Below are 16,160 nucleotides of genomic sequence, written 5' to 3'. Positions count from 1 at the left end.
CTCTGGCTATCAACCGAGCCGGGCGCTTACGCCCGGCTTTTTGCTGCTCAGCCGGTCATCTCCTCCGCCAACTGCGTCAGAGGTACCGGTACCCCGATATCATAGCCCTGCATATAATCGATCCCCAGCGTGATGACCGCCTGACGTATTTCCGGCGACTCCACATATTCGGCCACCACCTGCATGTTCTTCATACGCGCCAGACGACAAATAGAGTCCACGACCTGGTAATCAAGACTGCTGGCAAGCAGATTGCGAATAAAACTGCCGTCGATTTTAAGAATGTCGACGTTCATTGATTTTAACCGGGCGTAGCTGGCGTAGCCGGTACCAAAATCATCGATCGCCACCCGGCAGCCCAGCGCCCGCAGATGCTCTAAAGTCTGGCAGACCAGCTCGGGATTGCTGAGCGCGTAGTTCTCGGTCAGCTCGAAAATAATCTGCCATGGCTCAATGTTGTAGGCCTGCAGCAGCGCTTCGACCTCCTGAGGAAACTGGCTGCGGCTCAGCGACACCGGAGAAAGATTGATCGCCAGCCGCAGACCGGGCAGCGCCCGCCGGTTGGCGTCCATAAAGGCCAGCGTATGCTCAATAACCCACTGGTCCACCCGCGTTGACAGCCCAAACTCGTGCGCCACCGGCAAGAACTCGTTTGGCCCCGTTAGCTCACCCGACTCCCCTTCCATCCTCACCAGCACTTCATGATAGCGATCGCCGCGAATGCCCTGGATAGGCTGCGCCATCAGGACAAAATGGTCATGTTCCAGCGCTTTGAGAATGCGGTTCATCATCACGACTTTATCTTTCAGATCCTGCTGAACATGGCCCGCGCCGCGGCGCTGTAAATTTTCCGGATGGCCGCTGGCTAACGACATGTCGGCAATGGTGTTCAACTCGCCAAGCAGTAAATACAGATGCTTGACCGGCGAGCGAACGTTGCAATAGCTCATGCCGATCCGCGGCTGCAGGGGGACCCCGTCCCAGTGGAAACGGAACTGTCGCAGGGAGCGGTCAATTAAGTGAATGCGCGCCTGGTGCCCTTCGCTATTGAGACGGAACACTAAATCGTGACCGGCAAGATGATATACCGCTTCGTTGGGCTGCAGCAGCGTTCTCAGGTGGTTCGCCAGCATTTGCTTATACTGGATTCGCAAAAGTACCCCATAGTGGCGCCCAAGCAGTTCAAGCTCAGGAATGCGCAGAAAACAGAGCGTCGACCAGCTCGTGCCGTTGAGCGCCCGGCTCAGCGCCCGCAAGTTCGGCATATGAACCACCGGGTCGAGGAAGGCCATCTGCCGGACGCGAGCGTAGATCAGCCGCTGCTGTGTCGCCAGCATCGCCGTATAGGCGACAATAAACGAGAATACCAGATAGCTTGATGACGTGATCGCCAACTGGGTGTTATAGCTTGGGTAAATTGGTAAGTAACGGTAATGAAAATGGATCACGGCAATCAGCACCGGCGTCCAGATCAGTGAGATAAAGCGATAGCCAAAACGCATGGCACCCCAGAGCATCACCGGCATCAGCAATGACAACGTATAATTCGTACTAAATATGGTGCTGCTATCATTAAGCGGCATCAATAATAGCCACAGTAACAGAATTAATACCGTCGCCCAGCAAATGATTTCAATTTTTTTTATTTTTGGATCAATTTGTAAGCGAACCTGAGAAATAAAGCCGCGTAAATGAAAAGGATTACGAATGACCCGTAACACAAAATAACACAGCGGCATGCCGGTCAGGCACCCTACCATTAGCGCCTGAAAGGTGATTAATGAACGTAAACTAAATGGCGTAACGCCGGTCATTTCCGTTGTGCGCGGATGGAGTCCAAGATATTCGGCAATCTGTGACAAAATCAGAAAAATGACCGAAGGGAGCAGCATTTGCCAGAACAGACGATGCGGCATCAGTCGGACGTTGCCGTGTGAGACCTGCTGACGCTGGGGGACAAAAATGCGGTAGCCGCCCCAGCAGAGCACGCAGGGGATAAGGAAATGGAACAGTACACCGATGGACTGCTCAAGCATCATGCCGTGGGCCAGAGTTAACAGCAGGCCAATAATAATGCCAGGGATCGCCGCCCAACCAAAAAACATCATCAGGCTGAGCACCAGCGCCAGGGGAAGATAATACAAAAATACCATATGACCATTGAGCATGGTGTAGGTATTCGCCCATCTGGCGACCGGTAATAACAGCGCAGGCAGAACGAGCGGTAAAGCCCACCACTTGTCGCGATATTGTTGATAGTATTTTAATAAATTCATAGGTGCTCTACAGAGTGCCTCTGCTCCCGCGAGGCATATTCAGGCAGGCATCCAACCACCCATGCTGACCGCGTAAATAATAACGATACGGTAACGTCCGCTGATTTTAGTGGCCAAGAGAAGGAGACTATTGATATAAATCAACAAATGCTGACGCCAACATTAATAAATCTTATTTTTCCCGACATTTCACGGCTAATAAAGTGAGCATGTAAATACGACGATTATCTTATATAACATTAATTAATGTTTTCACTGCCGCACTTTTACATCTGCATCAATTGACCCCATCTCGTTCCTGTGCCTTAATACCCCCATCGCCCATCTTCGGGTATACTTCAAGGATCCTTTTGTGAGTCAGGCACCCAGTATGCGTAAACGACATCGATTTAACCGTCGCATGACCCGTATCGTACTGCTTATCAGCTTTCTCTTCTTCTTTGGACGCTTTGTCTACTCCTCCATCGGCGCCTGGTACCATCATCAGGATAAAAAAGCGTCGCAGGAGTCATCGCTCACCGTCGAGCCCTCCCCCCGCGAGTAATCTTTTGATTCTAATACTGCAAGCGCCACACTCCGCAGGCAGAGCCGCTCGCTGCTGAAGTACTGTCTTTGATGCGGTAATTTTGCCGTCGGCGATTTATAAGCGCACGGTATGCAGCAGGCGCAGCATTTCAGCGATACCTTTTGTCACAATTTTGTCCTGACGCATGACTACCGCCAGCTGTCGGTATAGCCGCGGCGCCAGCGAGTGTACGCGTAATCCGTCGCGATCCTCCACCCGCTCCACCGCCATGCGGGGCACGATGCTGTAGCCCAGCCCTGCCCGCACCATGCGCTTAATCGCCTCGATGCTCCCCAACTGCATTACCGGCGTCACCGCCAGTCCCGCCGAGCGGAACCAGCGGTCAATCAGATCCCGCGTGCCGCTACCCGCCTCGAAGGCAATGAGCGGCTGCGCCTGCAGTTCGGCGGGAGTATAAACCGCCGGCATCTCCGTCTCGCGGCTGGCATAGATGGTCACGAACTCCTCATCTAACACCGTAGTCACCGCCAGACTGCGCCCCTGCACGGGCAGCGTGACCAGCCCGAGATCGAGCCGGTTTTCTTCCACCGCGCGGACGATATCCAGCGTGTTGCCGGTGGTCACCCCCACCGTCAGCAGCGGGTGCTGCTGACGAAGATGCTGCAGCAGCGGTGGAAGAAGATGAATGCAGGCCGTCGCGCCGGTCCCCAGCGTCAACGATCCATTAACCTCCTGACTGAATGCGCTGACCGACTGCACCGCGCTATTCACCGCCCGATCGATCTGCTCGCTGTGGGCCAGCAATGCCATTCCCGCCGCCGTCGCCTTGATCCCACGTCCGGTTCGCTCCAGCAGCCTGGTCTGTAAAAACTGCTCCAGCTGACGTACCTGCAGGCTGACGGCAGGTTGGGAGATCCCCAGCGCGTCGGCGGCGGCAGAAAAGCTGCCGCGCTGTACGACCAGCCGGAAGGTCGCCAGATTTCCCAGGTTCAGTGTTGTCATAAAAGTTTCTCTTATACCGCGCATAAGGTGGCCGCTCTGCCAGAACAATAGCCTGCCGGGTATGCTCAGGACAACTGTCTTAACGGAATGAAAAACCATGGAAATAAACGCTATTCCCCGACGCCTTGCCTTCACCGCGGGCGGTCAGCAACTCATCAACTGGGGGATCTCTTTTTATATGCCCGGCACCTTTGCCGGGACTATCGCCGCCGACAAAGGATGGTCCTTGCCGCAGATCTATCTCGGCCTTACGCTTGCGATGCTGATGATGGCCGCTGTCTCCCCGTTCGTTGCCAGGCTGCTGGCTCGCTTTGGCGGAAGGCTGGTGGTCACCAGCGGTACCTTACTGATAGCCGCCAGCTGCGCCATGATGTCCTGGCGCCCTTCGCTGGCCGGCTGGTACGGCGCCTGGCTGCTGACCGGCATCGGCATGCGGCTCTCACTGTATGATGCGCTGTTCGCCGCAGTGGTGAATCTGTACGGTCAGCAGGCGCGGAAAACTATCTCTCATATCACTCTCGCTGGCGGTCTGGCCTCTGCCCTCTTCTGGCCGCTGGGCGAGGCGTTATTAACCATCATGCCCTGGCAGAATGCCCTGCGGATCTATGCGCTGTTTGGCCTGCTGAGCGCATGGCTGAGTTATCAACTGCCTCGCCAGCGGCTCAGTTCAGCGGCGAAATCACCAGCCCCGCCAGCGACAGCAGAGGGCGACCGGCGTAACGGGGCGCGTTACGCGATCTTTATTGCGCTGATCACCTTCATCTCTAACGGTAACTCTACCCATCTGCCGGAGTTTATCAGCCACTTTGGTCTGCCGGTTGCCGTCGGTGTGCTGTGGGGATTCGGCCAGACCGGCGCCCGGCTGGGGGAAGTGCTGGCCGGTCCCCGGGTCACCTCGCTCACGCTAACGCGTTTTACTGCGCTCGCCATGCCGCTCTGTTTTCTCCTTGGATTGAGCAGCTCGACCTTTGCCGGATGCGCAGCCGGGTTTGTGCTGGGCTATGGCGCGATTAACGGGCTGGTGACGATTGTCAAAGCGACGCTGCCGCTGGCGCTGTTTAGCGCAGAAAGCTACGCCAGCCGCACGGGTCTCCTGCTGATCCCCGGGCAACTGATGGCAGCTGTTTCACCCTTTGCCTACGCATGGCTGAACCACCGGCTGGGCATTATCGGCGGAATGTGGGTGTCCACCGGGTTAACGTTGATCGTTGCCGGACTGGCGCTGGCGATGGTGCGCGAGGCGGGTAAGGCGCAGGATGAACGTAATGTAGAATATCCGGCAGCGGCCGTTGACCAACCGATAGCCAAAAACAACCTTGCTGAAGAGTAAACGTGGATCACTACGCCCTTGATAATTTACGCCTGCGCTTATAGCCATATGGCAGGCATTATTCATATTATAAATTTTTAATAAAAATATATTCACCAAATCAATGATGAAATTTTTAAGAGAATAGCAGGGCATGCTGTCACCAGCGAAAAATAACGATACCGCCTGTATTTTTCGCTTGCATAATGATCCAAAAAATAAAGCCAGTCGCCATCGGTAACATTAGCCACACCTCCGGTAACACAATTAGCTTTACTCTCTTCCTCATCGAAAACGTTCGAGCATAGCAAAGAATGAGCGCTAATTTTAATACCGTAGCAAAACCCGGCGGCAATCGATGCAATCTGGCCTGTCGGTATTGTTTCTATCTGGAAAACGAGGTTCCGCGTCCAGGGTATGCCACCATGGACGACCTCACGCTGGAAGCGTACATTCACAACACCATTTCATCGACCCCCTCGCAAAACGTCGAGTTTTGCTGGCAGGGCGGTGAGCCTACCTTATGTGGGCTGGATTTTTTTGCAAAGGTGGTCGAGCTCCAGCAGCGTTACCGTGGTAACAAAATCATCGCCAACAGCCTGCAAACCAACGGCATCTTGCTGAACGATAAATGGGCTCGTTTTTTGCGTCGTCATGGATTTCTGGTCGGATTATCCATTGATGGCCCTGCGTCACTCCACGACACCTGGCGTACGACGGGCTGCGGAAAACCCACCTGGGAAAAAGTTGTGCAGGCCATACGCTGCCTGCAGCAGCATGACGTTCCGGTAAATGCCATGGTGGTGGTCAGCCGCCAGTCTGCAAGCCAGGGGAAAAGTCTCTATCGCTGCCTGAGCCGCGAGCTAAACCTTCACCATCTCCAGTTTATTCCTCTCGTTGACTCCCCTGCTCCCTGGTCAGTTACCCCTGAGGGCTGGGGCAAATTTTTGTGCAGTGTTTTCGACGACTGGCTGGAAAACGATGTTGGCAGGGTGTTTATCCAGTACTTTGATAATCTGCTCGGCGTATGGGCCGGCCAGCCCGCCACGCTCTGCACCATGCAGCCTGTCTGTGGGCAGAGTTTACTGGTGGAGCAAAACGGCGATGTCTACAGCTGCGATCACTTTGTCTCAGCGGAATATAAGCTGGGTAATCTGAAGCAAGATGCTATGGCAGCGATGGCGAGCTCGCCATTTCAGCAACAGTTCGGGAAGCAAAAGGGCCAACTCTCTGCCCGCTGTCAGAGCTGCCACTGGCGCTTTGCCTGCCATGGGGGATGCCCTAAACACCGTTTTACCATCCATGACGACGAAGCACAGAATTACCTGTGCAGCGGCTATTTAGCCTTTTTCGGCCATATCACGCCCTATATGAACGTCATGCGAAGGCTTTTATTAAATTGCCAGCCGCCCGCGCTCATTATGAGTCTTATCCCGGAGATTCGGCAAAATATATTACAATTAACGGAGTCTGAAGATGAAAGAACCAAATAAAATAGATGGAAATCGCCGCGTTCTCCTCAAAGGTCTGGGGATTGCCGCTGTCGTGAGCCTGTTACCAGAGACGGGAAACGCCGCGCAAAATAATGCCGCCCCGAAAGCGGCATGGGATATTCCTTTCACCGGCGAAATCCCTGACACACTGCCCGAAGGCTACAATATTTTACTAATAACCTGCGATCAGGAACGTTATTTCGAGCGGTATCCCTTTCCGGTGCCGGGCCGGGAACGCCTGATGAAAACGGGTATCACTTTTACCAATCATCAGAACACGGCCAACGTTTGTACGCCATCGCGCTCTGTCATGTACACCGGGCTCCATATGCCGCACACCCGGATGTTTGATAATCTTGGCTTCCCCTGGATGAATTACGATCTGGATCCGGAATTACGTACCGTGGGCCATATGATGCGTGAACTGGGTTATTACACGGCGTATAAAGGTAAATGGCATCTTACCCGGGAGATCGATCAGCCGGTCGCTGGTAAATCGGTAGAAGAAATGGACCTGGGCGAGATCCCGACGCCGCGACTGCATGAAATTATGGAAAAGTATGGTTTCTCTGATTATCACGGCATTGGCGATGTCATCGGGAAAAGTAAGGGCGGCTATTTCTTTGATTCAGTCACCACGGGGCAGACCATTAGTTGGCTACGTAACACCGGCCGCCCGCTGAATGATGAAAATAAACCCTGGTTCGCGGCAGTAAACCTGGTTAACCCCCACGATGTCATGTTTATCGACACCGATGAGTATGGTGAGCAGGTGCAGTGGAAAGGGCCAATGGATAAAGAAAACCACACCCTGCTGCCAACCCAACCCCCGCACAACCAAATCTATCAGCAAAGCTGGCCAGACTATCCGCTGCCTGCAAACCGCCACCAGCCGCTCGATGAGCCTGGCAGACCTGCCGCCCATAAAGAGTACCAGAATGCCAGGGCGGTGATGGAGGGACAGTTCCCCGATGAAGACCGGCGCTGGCGCAAATTACTGGATTATTATTTCAACTGTATTCGCGATAATGACCAGCATCTTGAGGCGATTCTCAATGAACTTGATAATCTTCAACTGACGCAAAATACGATTATCGTCTTTACCGCCGACCATGGGGAACTCGGTGGCTCCCACCAGATGCATGGTAAAGGTTCCTCGGTGTATAAAGAGCAGATCCATGTGCCGATGATCATTCGCCATCCGGCGTATCCGGGAAATATCCGCTGCAACAGTTTGACCAATCATCTGGATTTAGTACCGACCCTGATTGGTCTGACTGGACGCGATCGGTCGCTGCGAGAGAAAGTCCTGGAGGGCAGAAAAGGCCGGGATATGAGCCCATTACTGGCGCATCCTGAGCAAGCGGGCTTAAATGCGCTGCGTCCGGGTTCGCTTTATTGTTACGGCATGATCCTGTATATGGATGCGCAATACACGGCAAAATTCAGAAAGCTGGCTGGAGAAAAACTCCCGCACGATCAATTTAAAAAAGCGATCGCGTCACTCCATCCTGATTTTTCCCATCGCTCAGGGATCCGTATGATCAACGATGGACACTATAAATTTGCCCGCTACTTTTCGCTCAAGCAGCATCATATTCCTGCGACCCTGGCCGAGCTGCTGGAGAATAATGATGTTGAACTTTTCGATCTGGTTAACGACCCCGAAGAAAATCATAACCTCGCCCGGGAGCCAGAGAAATACCGGGATCTGTTAATGACAATGAACGATAAACTCAATCAGCTCACTGCCGCTGAGATTGGCGAAGATGATGGCAGCTATATGCCCCCGTTTGAAGGAAGCCAGTGGGATCTGACGGCGGCCCAGATGCATCAATATATGCGCGATTAGCGCTTGCCGTCAGGTGGGAGACCTTAATGTAGCAGCTATAAAAAAACCCTCTGTAAACACAGAGGGTTTCGTTTTACTCAGCTAACGCCGGGGATTACTCCCACTCAATCGTTGCTGGCGGCTTGCCGCTGATGTCATACACCACGCGGGAGATACCGTTCACTTCATTGATGATACGGTTGGAGACGCGGCCGAGGAAATCATACGGCAGGTGCGCCCAGTGCGCGGTCATAAAGTCGATGGTTTCCACCGCACGCAGGGAAACCACCCAGTCGTATTTACGGCCATCGCCCATCACGCCGACGGAACGAACCGGCAGGAACACAGTGAACGCCTGGCTGACTTTGTTATACAGGTCAGCTTTGTGCAGCTCTTCGATGAAGATAGCGTCCGCACGACGCAGCAGGTCGCAGTACTCTTTCTTCACTTCGCCCAGCACGCGCACGCCAAGGCCGGGGCCCGGGAACGGGTGACGGTAGAGCATGTCGTACGGCAGGCCCAGTTCCAGGCCGATCTTACGCACTTCGTCTTTGAACAGCTCACGCAGCGGCTCAACCAGGCCCATCTTCATCTCTTTCGGCAGGCCGCCCACGTTGTGGTGAGATTTGATGACGTGCGCTTTACCGGTGGCGGAAGCGGCAGATTCGATAACGTCAGGGTAGATGGTACCCTGCGCCAGCCATTTGACGTCGTCCAGCTTCAGCGCTTCTTCGTCGAACACTTCCACGAAAACGCGACCGATAATTTTACGCTTCGCTTCCGGATCGCTTTCACCCGCCAGCGCGTCGAGGAAACGCTGCTCGCCTTCAACGTGAACAATGTTCAGGCCAAAGTGGTCGCCGAACATCTCCATCACCTGCTGCGCTTCGTTCAGGCGCAGCAGACCGTTGTCCACGAATACGCAGGTCAGGTTTTTGCCGATAGCGCGATGCAGCAGCATCGCAGTCACCGAAGAGTCCACACCGCCGGAGAGGCCGAGGATCACTTTGTCGTCGCCAACCTGCTGACGGATACGCTCAACGGCGTCGTCAATGATTTTCGCCGGGGTCCACAGCGCTTCGCACTGGCAGATGTCGCGCACGAAGCGCTCCAGCATACGCATTCCCTGACGGGTGTGGGTCACTTCCGGGTGGAACTGCACGCCGTAGAAGCGTTTTTCTTCGTTGGCCATAATGGCGAACGGGCAGTTGTCGGTGCTGGCGACGGTTACGAAGTCCGCCGGGATGGCGGTCACTTTGTCGCCGTGGCTCATCCACACGTCCAGCAGCGGTTTGCCGTCTGCGGTCAGGGAATCTTCGATACCGCGCACCAGCGCGCTGTCGTTAACCACTTCAACCTGCGCGTAACCAAACTCACGCTCGTTAGAACCTTCTACATGGCCGCCCAACTGCATCGCCATGGTCTGCATGCCGTAGCAGACGCCAAATACCGGCACGCCGGCTTCGAACACATACTGCGGCGCGCGCGGACTGTTCTCTTCGGTGGTGCTTTCCGGGCCGCCGGAAAGAATGATGCCGCTTGGATTAAATTCGCGGATCTGTGCTTCCGTGACATCCCATGCCCACAGCTCACAGTAGACGCCCAGCTCACGCACGCGACGCGCCACCAGCTGAGTATACTGAGACCCGAAGTCGAGGATGAGGATGCGATGTTTATGAATGTTTTCCGTCATTGACGCTAATTCCGAGGCAAGTGAAACAGAGTAAATAAATCGCCCGACGCAAGGTCGGGCGAAGAAATCAGGAGCCCAGACGGTAGTTCGGGGACTCTTTGGTGATGGTCACGTCGTGAACGTGGCTTTCCTGAATGCCCGCACCGCTGATGCGTACGAATTCAGCTTTGGTACGCAGCAGGTCAATGGTACCACAGCCGGTCAGACCCATACAGGAACGCAGACCGCCCATCTGCTGGTGAATGATCTCTTTCAGGCGGCCTTTATAGGCCACGCGGCCTTCGATACCTTCCGGCACCAGTTTGTCAGCGGCGTTATCGCTCTGGAAATAGCGATCAGAGGAGCCTTTGGACATCGCGCCAAGGGAGCCCATCCCGCGGTAGGATTTGTAAGAGCGACCCTGATAGAGTTCGATTTCACCCGGGGACTCTTCGGTACCCGCCAGCATGGAGCCAACCATCACCGCCGCCGCACCGGCGGCGATCGCTTTGGCGATATCGCCGGAGAAACGGATACCGCCGTCAGCGATAACCGGAATACCGGTCCCTTCCAGCGCTTCCACCGCGTCGGAAACAGCAGTGATCTGCGGCACACCCACGCCGGTGACGATACGGGTAGTACAGATGGAGCCCGGGCCGATGCCCACTTTCACCGCGCTGCAGCCGGCTTCCGCCAGCGCGCGTGCGCCTGCGCCAGTGGCGACGTTGCCGCCGATGATCTGCAGGTCAGGATATTTCGCGCGCGTTTCACGGATACGCTGCAGAACGCCTTCTGAGTGACCGTGCGAGGAGTCGATCAGCAGAACGTCAACGCCTGCCGCTACCAACGCGTCTACGCGCTCTTCGTTGCCGGCACCGGCGCCGACCGCCGCGCCTACGCGCAGACGGCCCTGCTCATCTTTACAGGCGTTCGGTTTACGTTCTGCTTTCTGGAAGTCTTTGACGGTGATCATGCCGCGCAGGTGGAAGCTCTCATCCACGACCAGCGCTTTCTCAACGCGTTTTTCGTGCATCTTAGCGAAGACCACTTCACGGCTTTCGCCTTCACGAACGGTGACCAGACGCTCTTTCGGCGTCATGTAGACGCTGACCGGCTGGTTCAGATCGGTGACGAAACGCACGTCGCGGCCGGTGATGATGCCGACCAGCTCGTTTTCTTCGGTAACCACCGGGTAGCCGGCGAAACCGTTGCGCTCGGTCAGCTCTTTCACTTCACGCAGAGTGGTCGTCGGCAGAACAGTCTGCGGGTCGGTGACCACGCCGGACTCATGTTTCTTCACGCGACGAACTTCTTCCGCCTGGCGCTCGATGGACATGTTTTTGTGAATAAAGCCGATGCCGCCTTCCTGTGCCAGGGCAATAGCCAGACGCGCTTCCGTTACGGTATCCATGGCTGCGGAGAGCATAGGAATATTCAGACGAATGGTTTTCGTCAGCTGAGTGCTGAGATCGGCAGTATTCGGCAGAACGGTAGAATGAGCGGGAACGAGGAGGACGTCGTCAAACGTCAGGGCTTCTTTAGCGATACGTAGCATGGGCAATATCTCGACCAGGGTGGATAAATATTGCCGTGGCATTATACAGAGCGTAACCGATTGCATCTACCCTTTTTTGCAAATAATACTTGCCATCCCCTCTGAGCGCGTTACTATCGACTGAATAACCTGCTGATTTAAAGTTTGATCTTGCTCACATGTTACCCTCTCAATCCCCCGCAATTTTTACCGTAAGCCGCCTCAATCAGACGGTGCGTCTGCTGCTTGAGCGCGAAATGGGTCAGGTTTGGATCAGCGGCGAGATCTCTAACTTCAGCCAGCCCTCCTCCGGCCACTGGTACTTCACCTTAAAAGACGATAATGCCCAGGTGCGCTGCGCGATGTTCCGCAACAGCAACCGCCGGGTCACGTTCCGCCCGCAGCACGGGCAGCAGGTGCTGGTTCGCGCCAACATCACCCTGTATGAGCCGCGCGGCGACTACCAGATTATCGTCGAAAGCATGCAGCCCGCCGGCGAAGGGTTGCTGCAGCAGAAGTATGAGCAGCTGAAAGCGCAGTTAACGGCGGAAGGACTGTTCGAGCAAAAACATAAGCAGGCGCTCCCCTCTCCCGCCCACTGCGTCGGCGTCATCACCTCGAAAACCGGTGCCGCGCTGCACGATATTCTCCATGTGCTCAGGCGCCGCGATCCCGGGCTGCCGGTGATCATCTACCCAACCGCGGTCCAGGGTGACGACGCCCCCGGACAGATTGTGCGCGCCATCGCGCTGGCCAACGCGCGCCAGGAGTGTGACGTACTGATTGTCGGACGCGGCGGCGGTTCGCTGGAGGATCTGTGGAGTTTTAACGATGAGCGGGTGGCGCGGGCTATTTTCGCCAGCCAGATCCCTATCGTCAGCGCCGTCGGCCATGAAACCGACGTCACGATCGCTGATTTTGTTGCCGACCTGCGGGCACCGACTCCCTCAGCCGCCGCGGAAATCGTCAGCCGCAACCAGCAGGAGCTGCTGCGCCAGCTGCAGTCCGGACAGCAGCGGCTGGAAATGGCGATGGACTATTTCCTCGCCAGTCGCCAGCGCCGTTTTACCCAGCTGTTCCATCGCCTGCAGCAACAGCATCCACAGCTGCGCTTGGCCCGCCAGCAGACCGCCCTGGAACGCCTGCGCCAGCGGATGCGTATCGCCGTGGAGTCACAGCTTAAGCGCGCAGAACAGCGGCAAAAGCGCACCGTTCAGCGTCTGAATCACTACAACCCGCAGCCGCGGATCCACCGCGCGCAGTCGCGGATCCAGCAGCTGGAATACCGGCTGGCGGAAATTATGCGTGGCCGCCTCAGCGAGCGGCGTGAACGGTTTGGCAACGCGGTGACCCATCTGGAGGCGGTGAGCCCCTTAGCCACCCTGGCGCGGGGCTACAGCGTCACCTCGGTGAGCGACGGTACGGTGCTGAAGCAGACAAAACAGGTCAAAACCGGCGATCGGCTCACCACCCGCCTGAAAGACGGCTGGGTCGAAAGCGAAGTGAAGCAGATCGCGCCGGTGAAAAAAACGCGGGCCAGAAAGCCTTCGCCCACTAAACCAGCGGAATAAATTCCACCCGTTTTTTCGAGATCAGGCCATGCCCATGCTGGCAAAAGTAATCCACCGCGCCGCACGCCTTCAGCACCTCCAGCGGCTGGTGGCATTCCGGGCAGCGGGCCTCGAGGGCAAACACCCTTTCGCACTGGGCGCAATGCGCGCTACTGCCTTTGACATCTAACGGCGCGTGGCACAGAGGGCAATCAAGTTCCATAACCATTCCTTTCAACGTTTATCTGCACCTATTTTATCATGTTCCGGGTTTAATGCGGGCCGCGTAATTGCTGCTGCAACCTGAGCAGCCATTCCACTTCCTCAAGCCTACGCTGCGTTAGCCCGGCCACGCTGTCCGGCGCCCGGATAAACAAATTATCCGCGCCGAGGATCTGCTCATCAAGACAGTGCGTATAGATCGCCCCGGGCCGGGTCCAGCGCTGCACCCGCTCGCCGTCCTGTAGCGTCACCACTTCGCCCTCAGGGGCGCGATCGAGGGTGATTACTCGCCCGTCCCGCAGTCCTATTCGCATTCCCTTTTGCCCGCCCGCGGGACCCGCGTATTTGTTGAGCCAGATATTGAGCGGGATAGTGCCCAGGGTTCCCTGCAGATGCGCCACCCCCTCGGCAGTGCTCGTATCCCCAGGAGCAATGTCATGGCCGAGGCGGTCTTTCGCCACCCGAAGGGAAAGGCTCAGCGCCGTATCGCCTCCGCTGGCGTGCAGGGTTTCGCGGAGCATCGCCAGGACATGGGTGCCGATATCGAGGATCACCCCATCAGGGTGACGCAGCTGCCGGGTATCCAGCTCCCCGGTGGCAAAATTGAGTGCGACCGGCTCACCAGCGCTGTTAAAGCCGCTTGGCTCCTGCAAATAACCTTCGATCCAGACGATATCCTGCGCTGACAGGTGCGGCGGAGGCAGGCCGCTGGCCTCCCCTTCCGCTCGCCACCGCGGGCCAGGAGCGTTCAGCGCAACGCCTCGTGCCATCCAGTGGTCAAGAGCCAGCACCCGCGCGGCCTGCTCAGGCGGCGCCAGCAGCGCCCGCAGCCGGGCGGCCTGCTCAAGGTTGGCCACGATCGGCTTTTCCACCACGATGCGGGAAATGCCGCTGGCTAACGCCCTCTCCAGTACGGGCAGATGCTGAAGTGATGAGGTGGTAATGAAGAGCGTATCCAGGGGTTCTGCCAGCAGCGCCGACAGCGAACTACAGCGCTGGATCCCCGGCAGCGCTCTGCTGCAGTCCAGGTCATAGCCCTGGCAGCGGTCGATGACGTCCCCCAGGCGACGCAGCGCCGGTAAATAGGCGGTTTCCACCACCGCGCCGAGGCCGATAAAACCAATCTGCATAGTAAGTCCACCTTTGAGCCGCTCTGTTCCCGGCGAAGTATCGCGGGATTATGGCGGAAGGTTTTGACATTTACCGGCATGGCGGCCACAAAAAACCCGCCGAAGCGGGTTTAATGATTATTTGCTTTTCTTGATGTGTTTGATCAAGCGCTTACGTTTACGCATCTGGTTCGGCGTCAGGGTGTTACGCTTGTTAGCGAACGGGTTTTCCCCTTCCTTGAACTGGATCCGGATTGGCGTGCCCATCACGTCCAGGGATTTACGGAAGTAGTTCATCAGATAGCGCTTGTAGGAATCCGGCAGATCCTTGACCTGGTTACCGTGGATCACCACGATAGGCGGGTTGTAGCCCCCGGCGTGGGCGTATTTCAGCTTCACGCGACGGCCACGCACCAGCGGTGGCTGATGATCTTCCGCCGCCATGTTCATGATCCGGGTCAGCATCGCGGTGCTTACGCGGCGCGTAGCGCTGTCGTAGGCTTCGCGCACCGATTCAAACAGGTTGCCGACGCCGCTGCCGTGCAGGGCGGAGATGAAGTGCACCCGGGCAAAGTCGATAAAGCCCAGACGATAGTCGAGGGTCTCCTTCACCTGCTCCTTCACTTCCTGACTCAGGCCATCCCACTTGTTAACGACGATCACCAGCGAACGGCCGCTGTTAAGAATAAAGCCCAGCAGCGAGAGGTCCTGGTCGGAGATCCCTTCGCGAGCATCGATCACCAGCAGCACGACGTTGGCGTCTTCAATCGCCTGCAGCGTTTTGATCACCGAGAACTTTTCCACTACGTCGGTGATTTTCCCGCGCTTGCGCACCCCGGCGGTATCGATGAGCACGTATTCGCGCTCGTCACGCTGCATCGGGATATAAATGCTGTCACGGGTGGTGCCCGGCATATCGTAAACCACCACGCGATCTTCACCGAGGATGCGATTGGTGAGGGTTGATTTACCGACATTAGGACGTCCGACAATCGCCAGCTTGATCGGCAGATCCTGCGGATTGAAGTCGTCTTCCGGCTCTTCTTCCGCTTCGCCATTCTGCTCGGCTTCGAATTTCGCCCAGTATTCGGCGTCTTCATCCACTTCTTCCTGCGGATTAACCTCATCGACCCATGGCAGCAGGGCCTGCTCCAGCAGGCTGGTCACGCCGCGGCCGTGCGAAGCGGCAATCGGATAGATATCGCCCAGGCCGAGCGACCAGAAGTCCGCCATTGCCTGGTCGACGTCGATGCCGTCGGTTTTGTTAGCCACCAGGAAGGTGGGCTTTTCACGAGAGCGCAGGTGTTTAGCGATCGCGATGTCCGCCGGCATCAGGCCCGCGCGCGCATCGACCATAAACAGCACCACATCGGCCTCTTCGATTGCCAGCAGCGACTGCTCCGCCATCCGGGTTTCCACGCCCTCTTCCGTACCATCAATACCACCGGTATCGATACAGATGAATTCGCGGCCTTCGACTTCGGCCCGACCGTACTTACGGTCACGAGTCAGCCCCGGGAAATCCGCAACCAGCGCATCACGAGTGCGCGTCAGGCGGTTAAAGAGCGTGGATTTTCCAACGTTAGGGCGCCCGACAAGCGCGACCACAGGTATCATGTTAAATGCCTCATACAAT

The 16,160-nt window shown here is 56.4% G+C and carries 12 protein-coding genes; 5 read left to right on the top strand and 7 right to left on the bottom strand.

The window, feature by feature from the left end:
- Window positions 1–47: 47 nt before the first annotated feature.
- Window positions 48–2,276, bottom strand: a complete 2,229-nt coding sequence (locus tag AB1E37_RS06420; RefSeq protein WP_004899809.1) for an EAL domain-containing protein — start codon at window positions 2,274–2,276, stop codon at window positions 48–50.
- Window positions 2,277–2,646: 370 nt separating this feature from the next.
- Here AB1E37_RS06420 and AB1E37_RS06415 point away from each other — a divergent pair, with 370 nt between their 5' ends.
- Window positions 2,647–2,820, top strand: coding sequence for a YfgG family protein (locus AB1E37_RS06415; RefSeq protein ID WP_004174861.1), 174 nt, complete (start codon window positions 2,647–2,649; stop codon window positions 2,818–2,820).
- Window positions 2,821–2,916: 96 nt separating this feature from the next.
- Here the strand turns inward: AB1E37_RS06415 and AB1E37_RS06410 are convergent, their stop codons facing one another.
- Complete coding sequence (locus AB1E37_RS06410) at window positions 2,917–3,828, bottom strand: LysR family transcriptional regulator (RefSeq protein ID WP_074194804.1); 912 nt, start codon at window positions 3,826–3,828, stop codon at window positions 2,917–2,919.
- 73 nt (window positions 3,829–3,901) lie between these two features.
- On the opposite strand from AB1E37_RS06410, the gene AB1E37_RS06405 reads away from it, so the two are divergent.
- From AB1E37_RS06405 to AB1E37_RS06395, 3 genes are all read left to right on the top strand, one after another.
- Entirely contained in the window at window positions 3,902–5,134 is a 1,233-nt protein-coding gene (locus AB1E37_RS06405) for an MFS transporter (RefSeq protein ID WP_004899814.1), read from the top strand.
- Window positions 5,135–5,427: 293 nt separating this feature from the next.
- On the top strand, window positions 5,428–6,606 hold the full coding sequence (locus tag AB1E37_RS06400; RefSeq protein ID WP_004162150.1) for an anaerobic sulfatase maturase: 1,179 nt from the start codon (window positions 5,428–5,430) through the stop codon (window positions 6,604–6,606).
- Window positions 6,590–8,458: a sulfatase-like hydrolase/transferase gene (locus AB1E37_RS06395; RefSeq protein WP_032447848.1), complete on the top strand. Its 1,869-nt coding sequence runs from the start codon at window positions 6,590–6,592 to the stop codon at window positions 8,456–8,458. Before AB1E37_RS06400 ends, AB1E37_RS06395 begins: the two co-directional genes overlap by 17 nt.
- Before the next feature lie 94 nt (window positions 8,459–8,552).
- Here AB1E37_RS06395 and guaA read toward each other — a convergent pair whose 3' ends face one another.
- Window positions 8,553–10,130 (bottom strand): glutamine-hydrolyzing GMP synthase, encoded by a 1,578-nt coding sequence (gene guaA, locus AB1E37_RS06390; protein ID WP_004151979.1) that lies wholly within the window; start codon window positions 10,128–10,130, stop codon window positions 8,553–8,555.
- 67 nt (window positions 10,131–10,197) lie between these two features.
- Window positions 10,198–11,664: an IMP dehydrogenase gene (gene guaB, locus AB1E37_RS06385; RefSeq protein WP_004151980.1), complete on the bottom strand. Its 1,467-nt coding sequence runs from the start codon at window positions 11,662–11,664 to the stop codon at window positions 10,198–10,200.
- 158 nt (window positions 11,665–11,822) lie between these two features.
- Between guaB and xseA the strand changes: the two genes are divergently transcribed.
- Complete coding sequence (gene xseA, locus AB1E37_RS06380) at window positions 11,823–13,214, top strand: exodeoxyribonuclease VII large subunit (protein WP_004899825.1); 1,392 nt, start codon at window positions 11,823–11,825, stop codon at window positions 13,212–13,214.
- Here the strand turns inward: xseA and AB1E37_RS06375 are convergent.
- From AB1E37_RS06375 to der, 3 genes are all read right to left on the bottom strand, one after another.
- Window positions 13,198–13,416 carry a zinc ribbon domain-containing protein gene (locus AB1E37_RS06375; RefSeq protein WP_004201901.1) on the bottom strand — a complete coding sequence of 73 codons (219 nt, stop codon included), beginning with the start codon at window positions 13,414–13,416 and terminating at the stop codon, window positions 13,198–13,200. The two genes, xseA and AB1E37_RS06375, sit on opposite strands and share 17 nt — an antisense overlap.
- A 49-nt stretch (window positions 13,417–13,465) precedes the next feature.
- Entirely contained in the window at window positions 13,466–14,545 is a 1,080-nt protein-coding gene (locus AB1E37_RS06370; RefSeq protein ID WP_032447892.1) for a Gfo/Idh/MocA family oxidoreductase, read from the bottom strand.
- Between the two features lie 117 nt (window positions 14,546–14,662).
- The gene (gene der / locus AB1E37_RS06365) at window positions 14,663–16,141 is read right to left on the bottom strand and encodes a ribosome biogenesis GTPase Der (protein ID WP_004144309.1); all 1,479 of its coding nucleotides are present in this window, start codon (window positions 16,139–16,141) and stop codon (window positions 14,663–14,665) included.
- Between the last annotated feature and the right edge of the window lie 19 nt (window positions 16,142–16,160).

The sequence above is a fragment of the Klebsiella sp. Shm-1 genome, from assembly GCF_040804525.1.
GTDB classification, from domain to species: Bacteria; Pseudomonadota; Gammaproteobacteria; order Enterobacterales; family Enterobacteriaceae; genus Klebsiella; species Klebsiella pneumoniae.
This window is presented reverse-complemented; position numbering and strand designations above follow the sequence as displayed.

Excerpts from the sequence above, each read along its gene's own strand:
- AB1E37_RS06395 (WP_032447848.1), top strand. The coding sequence starts at position 6,590 with ATGAAAGAACCAAATAAAATAGATGGAAATCGCCGCGTTCTCCTCAAA.
- der (WP_004144309.1), bottom strand. The coding sequence starts at position 16,141 with ATGATACCTGTGGTCGCGCTTGTCGGGCGCCCTAACGTTGGAAAATCC.
- AB1E37_RS06410 (WP_074194804.1), bottom strand. The coding sequence starts at position 3,828 with ATGCGCGGTATAAGAGAAACTTTTATGACAACACTGAACCTGGGAAAT.
- AB1E37_RS06375 (WP_004201901.1), bottom strand. The coding sequence starts at position 13,416 with ATGGAACTTGATTGCCCTCTGTGCCACGCGCCGTTAGATGTCAAAGGC.
- AB1E37_RS06420 (WP_004899809.1), bottom strand. The coding sequence starts at position 2,276 with ATGAATTTATTAAAATACTATCAACAATATCGCGACAAGTGGTGGGCT.
- xseA (WP_004899825.1), top strand. The coding sequence starts at position 11,823 with ATGTTACCCTCTCAATCCCCCGCAATTTTTACCGTAAGCCGCCTCAAT.
- guaB (WP_004151980.1), bottom strand. The coding sequence starts at position 11,664 with ATGCTACGTATCGCTAAAGAAGCCCTGACGTTTGACGACGTCCTCCTC.
- AB1E37_RS06400 (WP_004162150.1), top strand. The coding sequence starts at position 5,428 with ATGAGCGCTAATTTTAATACCGTAGCAAAACCCGGCGGCAATCGATGC.
- AB1E37_RS06415 (WP_004174861.1), top strand. The coding sequence starts at position 2,647 with ATGCGTAAACGACATCGATTTAACCGTCGCATGACCCGTATCGTACTG.
- AB1E37_RS06405 (WP_004899814.1), top strand. The coding sequence starts at position 3,902 with ATGGAAATAAACGCTATTCCCCGACGCCTTGCCTTCACCGCGGGCGGT.
- guaA (WP_004151979.1), bottom strand. The coding sequence starts at position 10,130 with ATGACGGAAAACATTCATAAACATCGCATCCTCATCCTCGACTTCGGG.
- AB1E37_RS06370 (WP_032447892.1), bottom strand. The coding sequence starts at position 14,545 with ATGCAGATTGGTTTTATCGGCCTCGGCGCGGTGGTGGAAACCGCCTAT.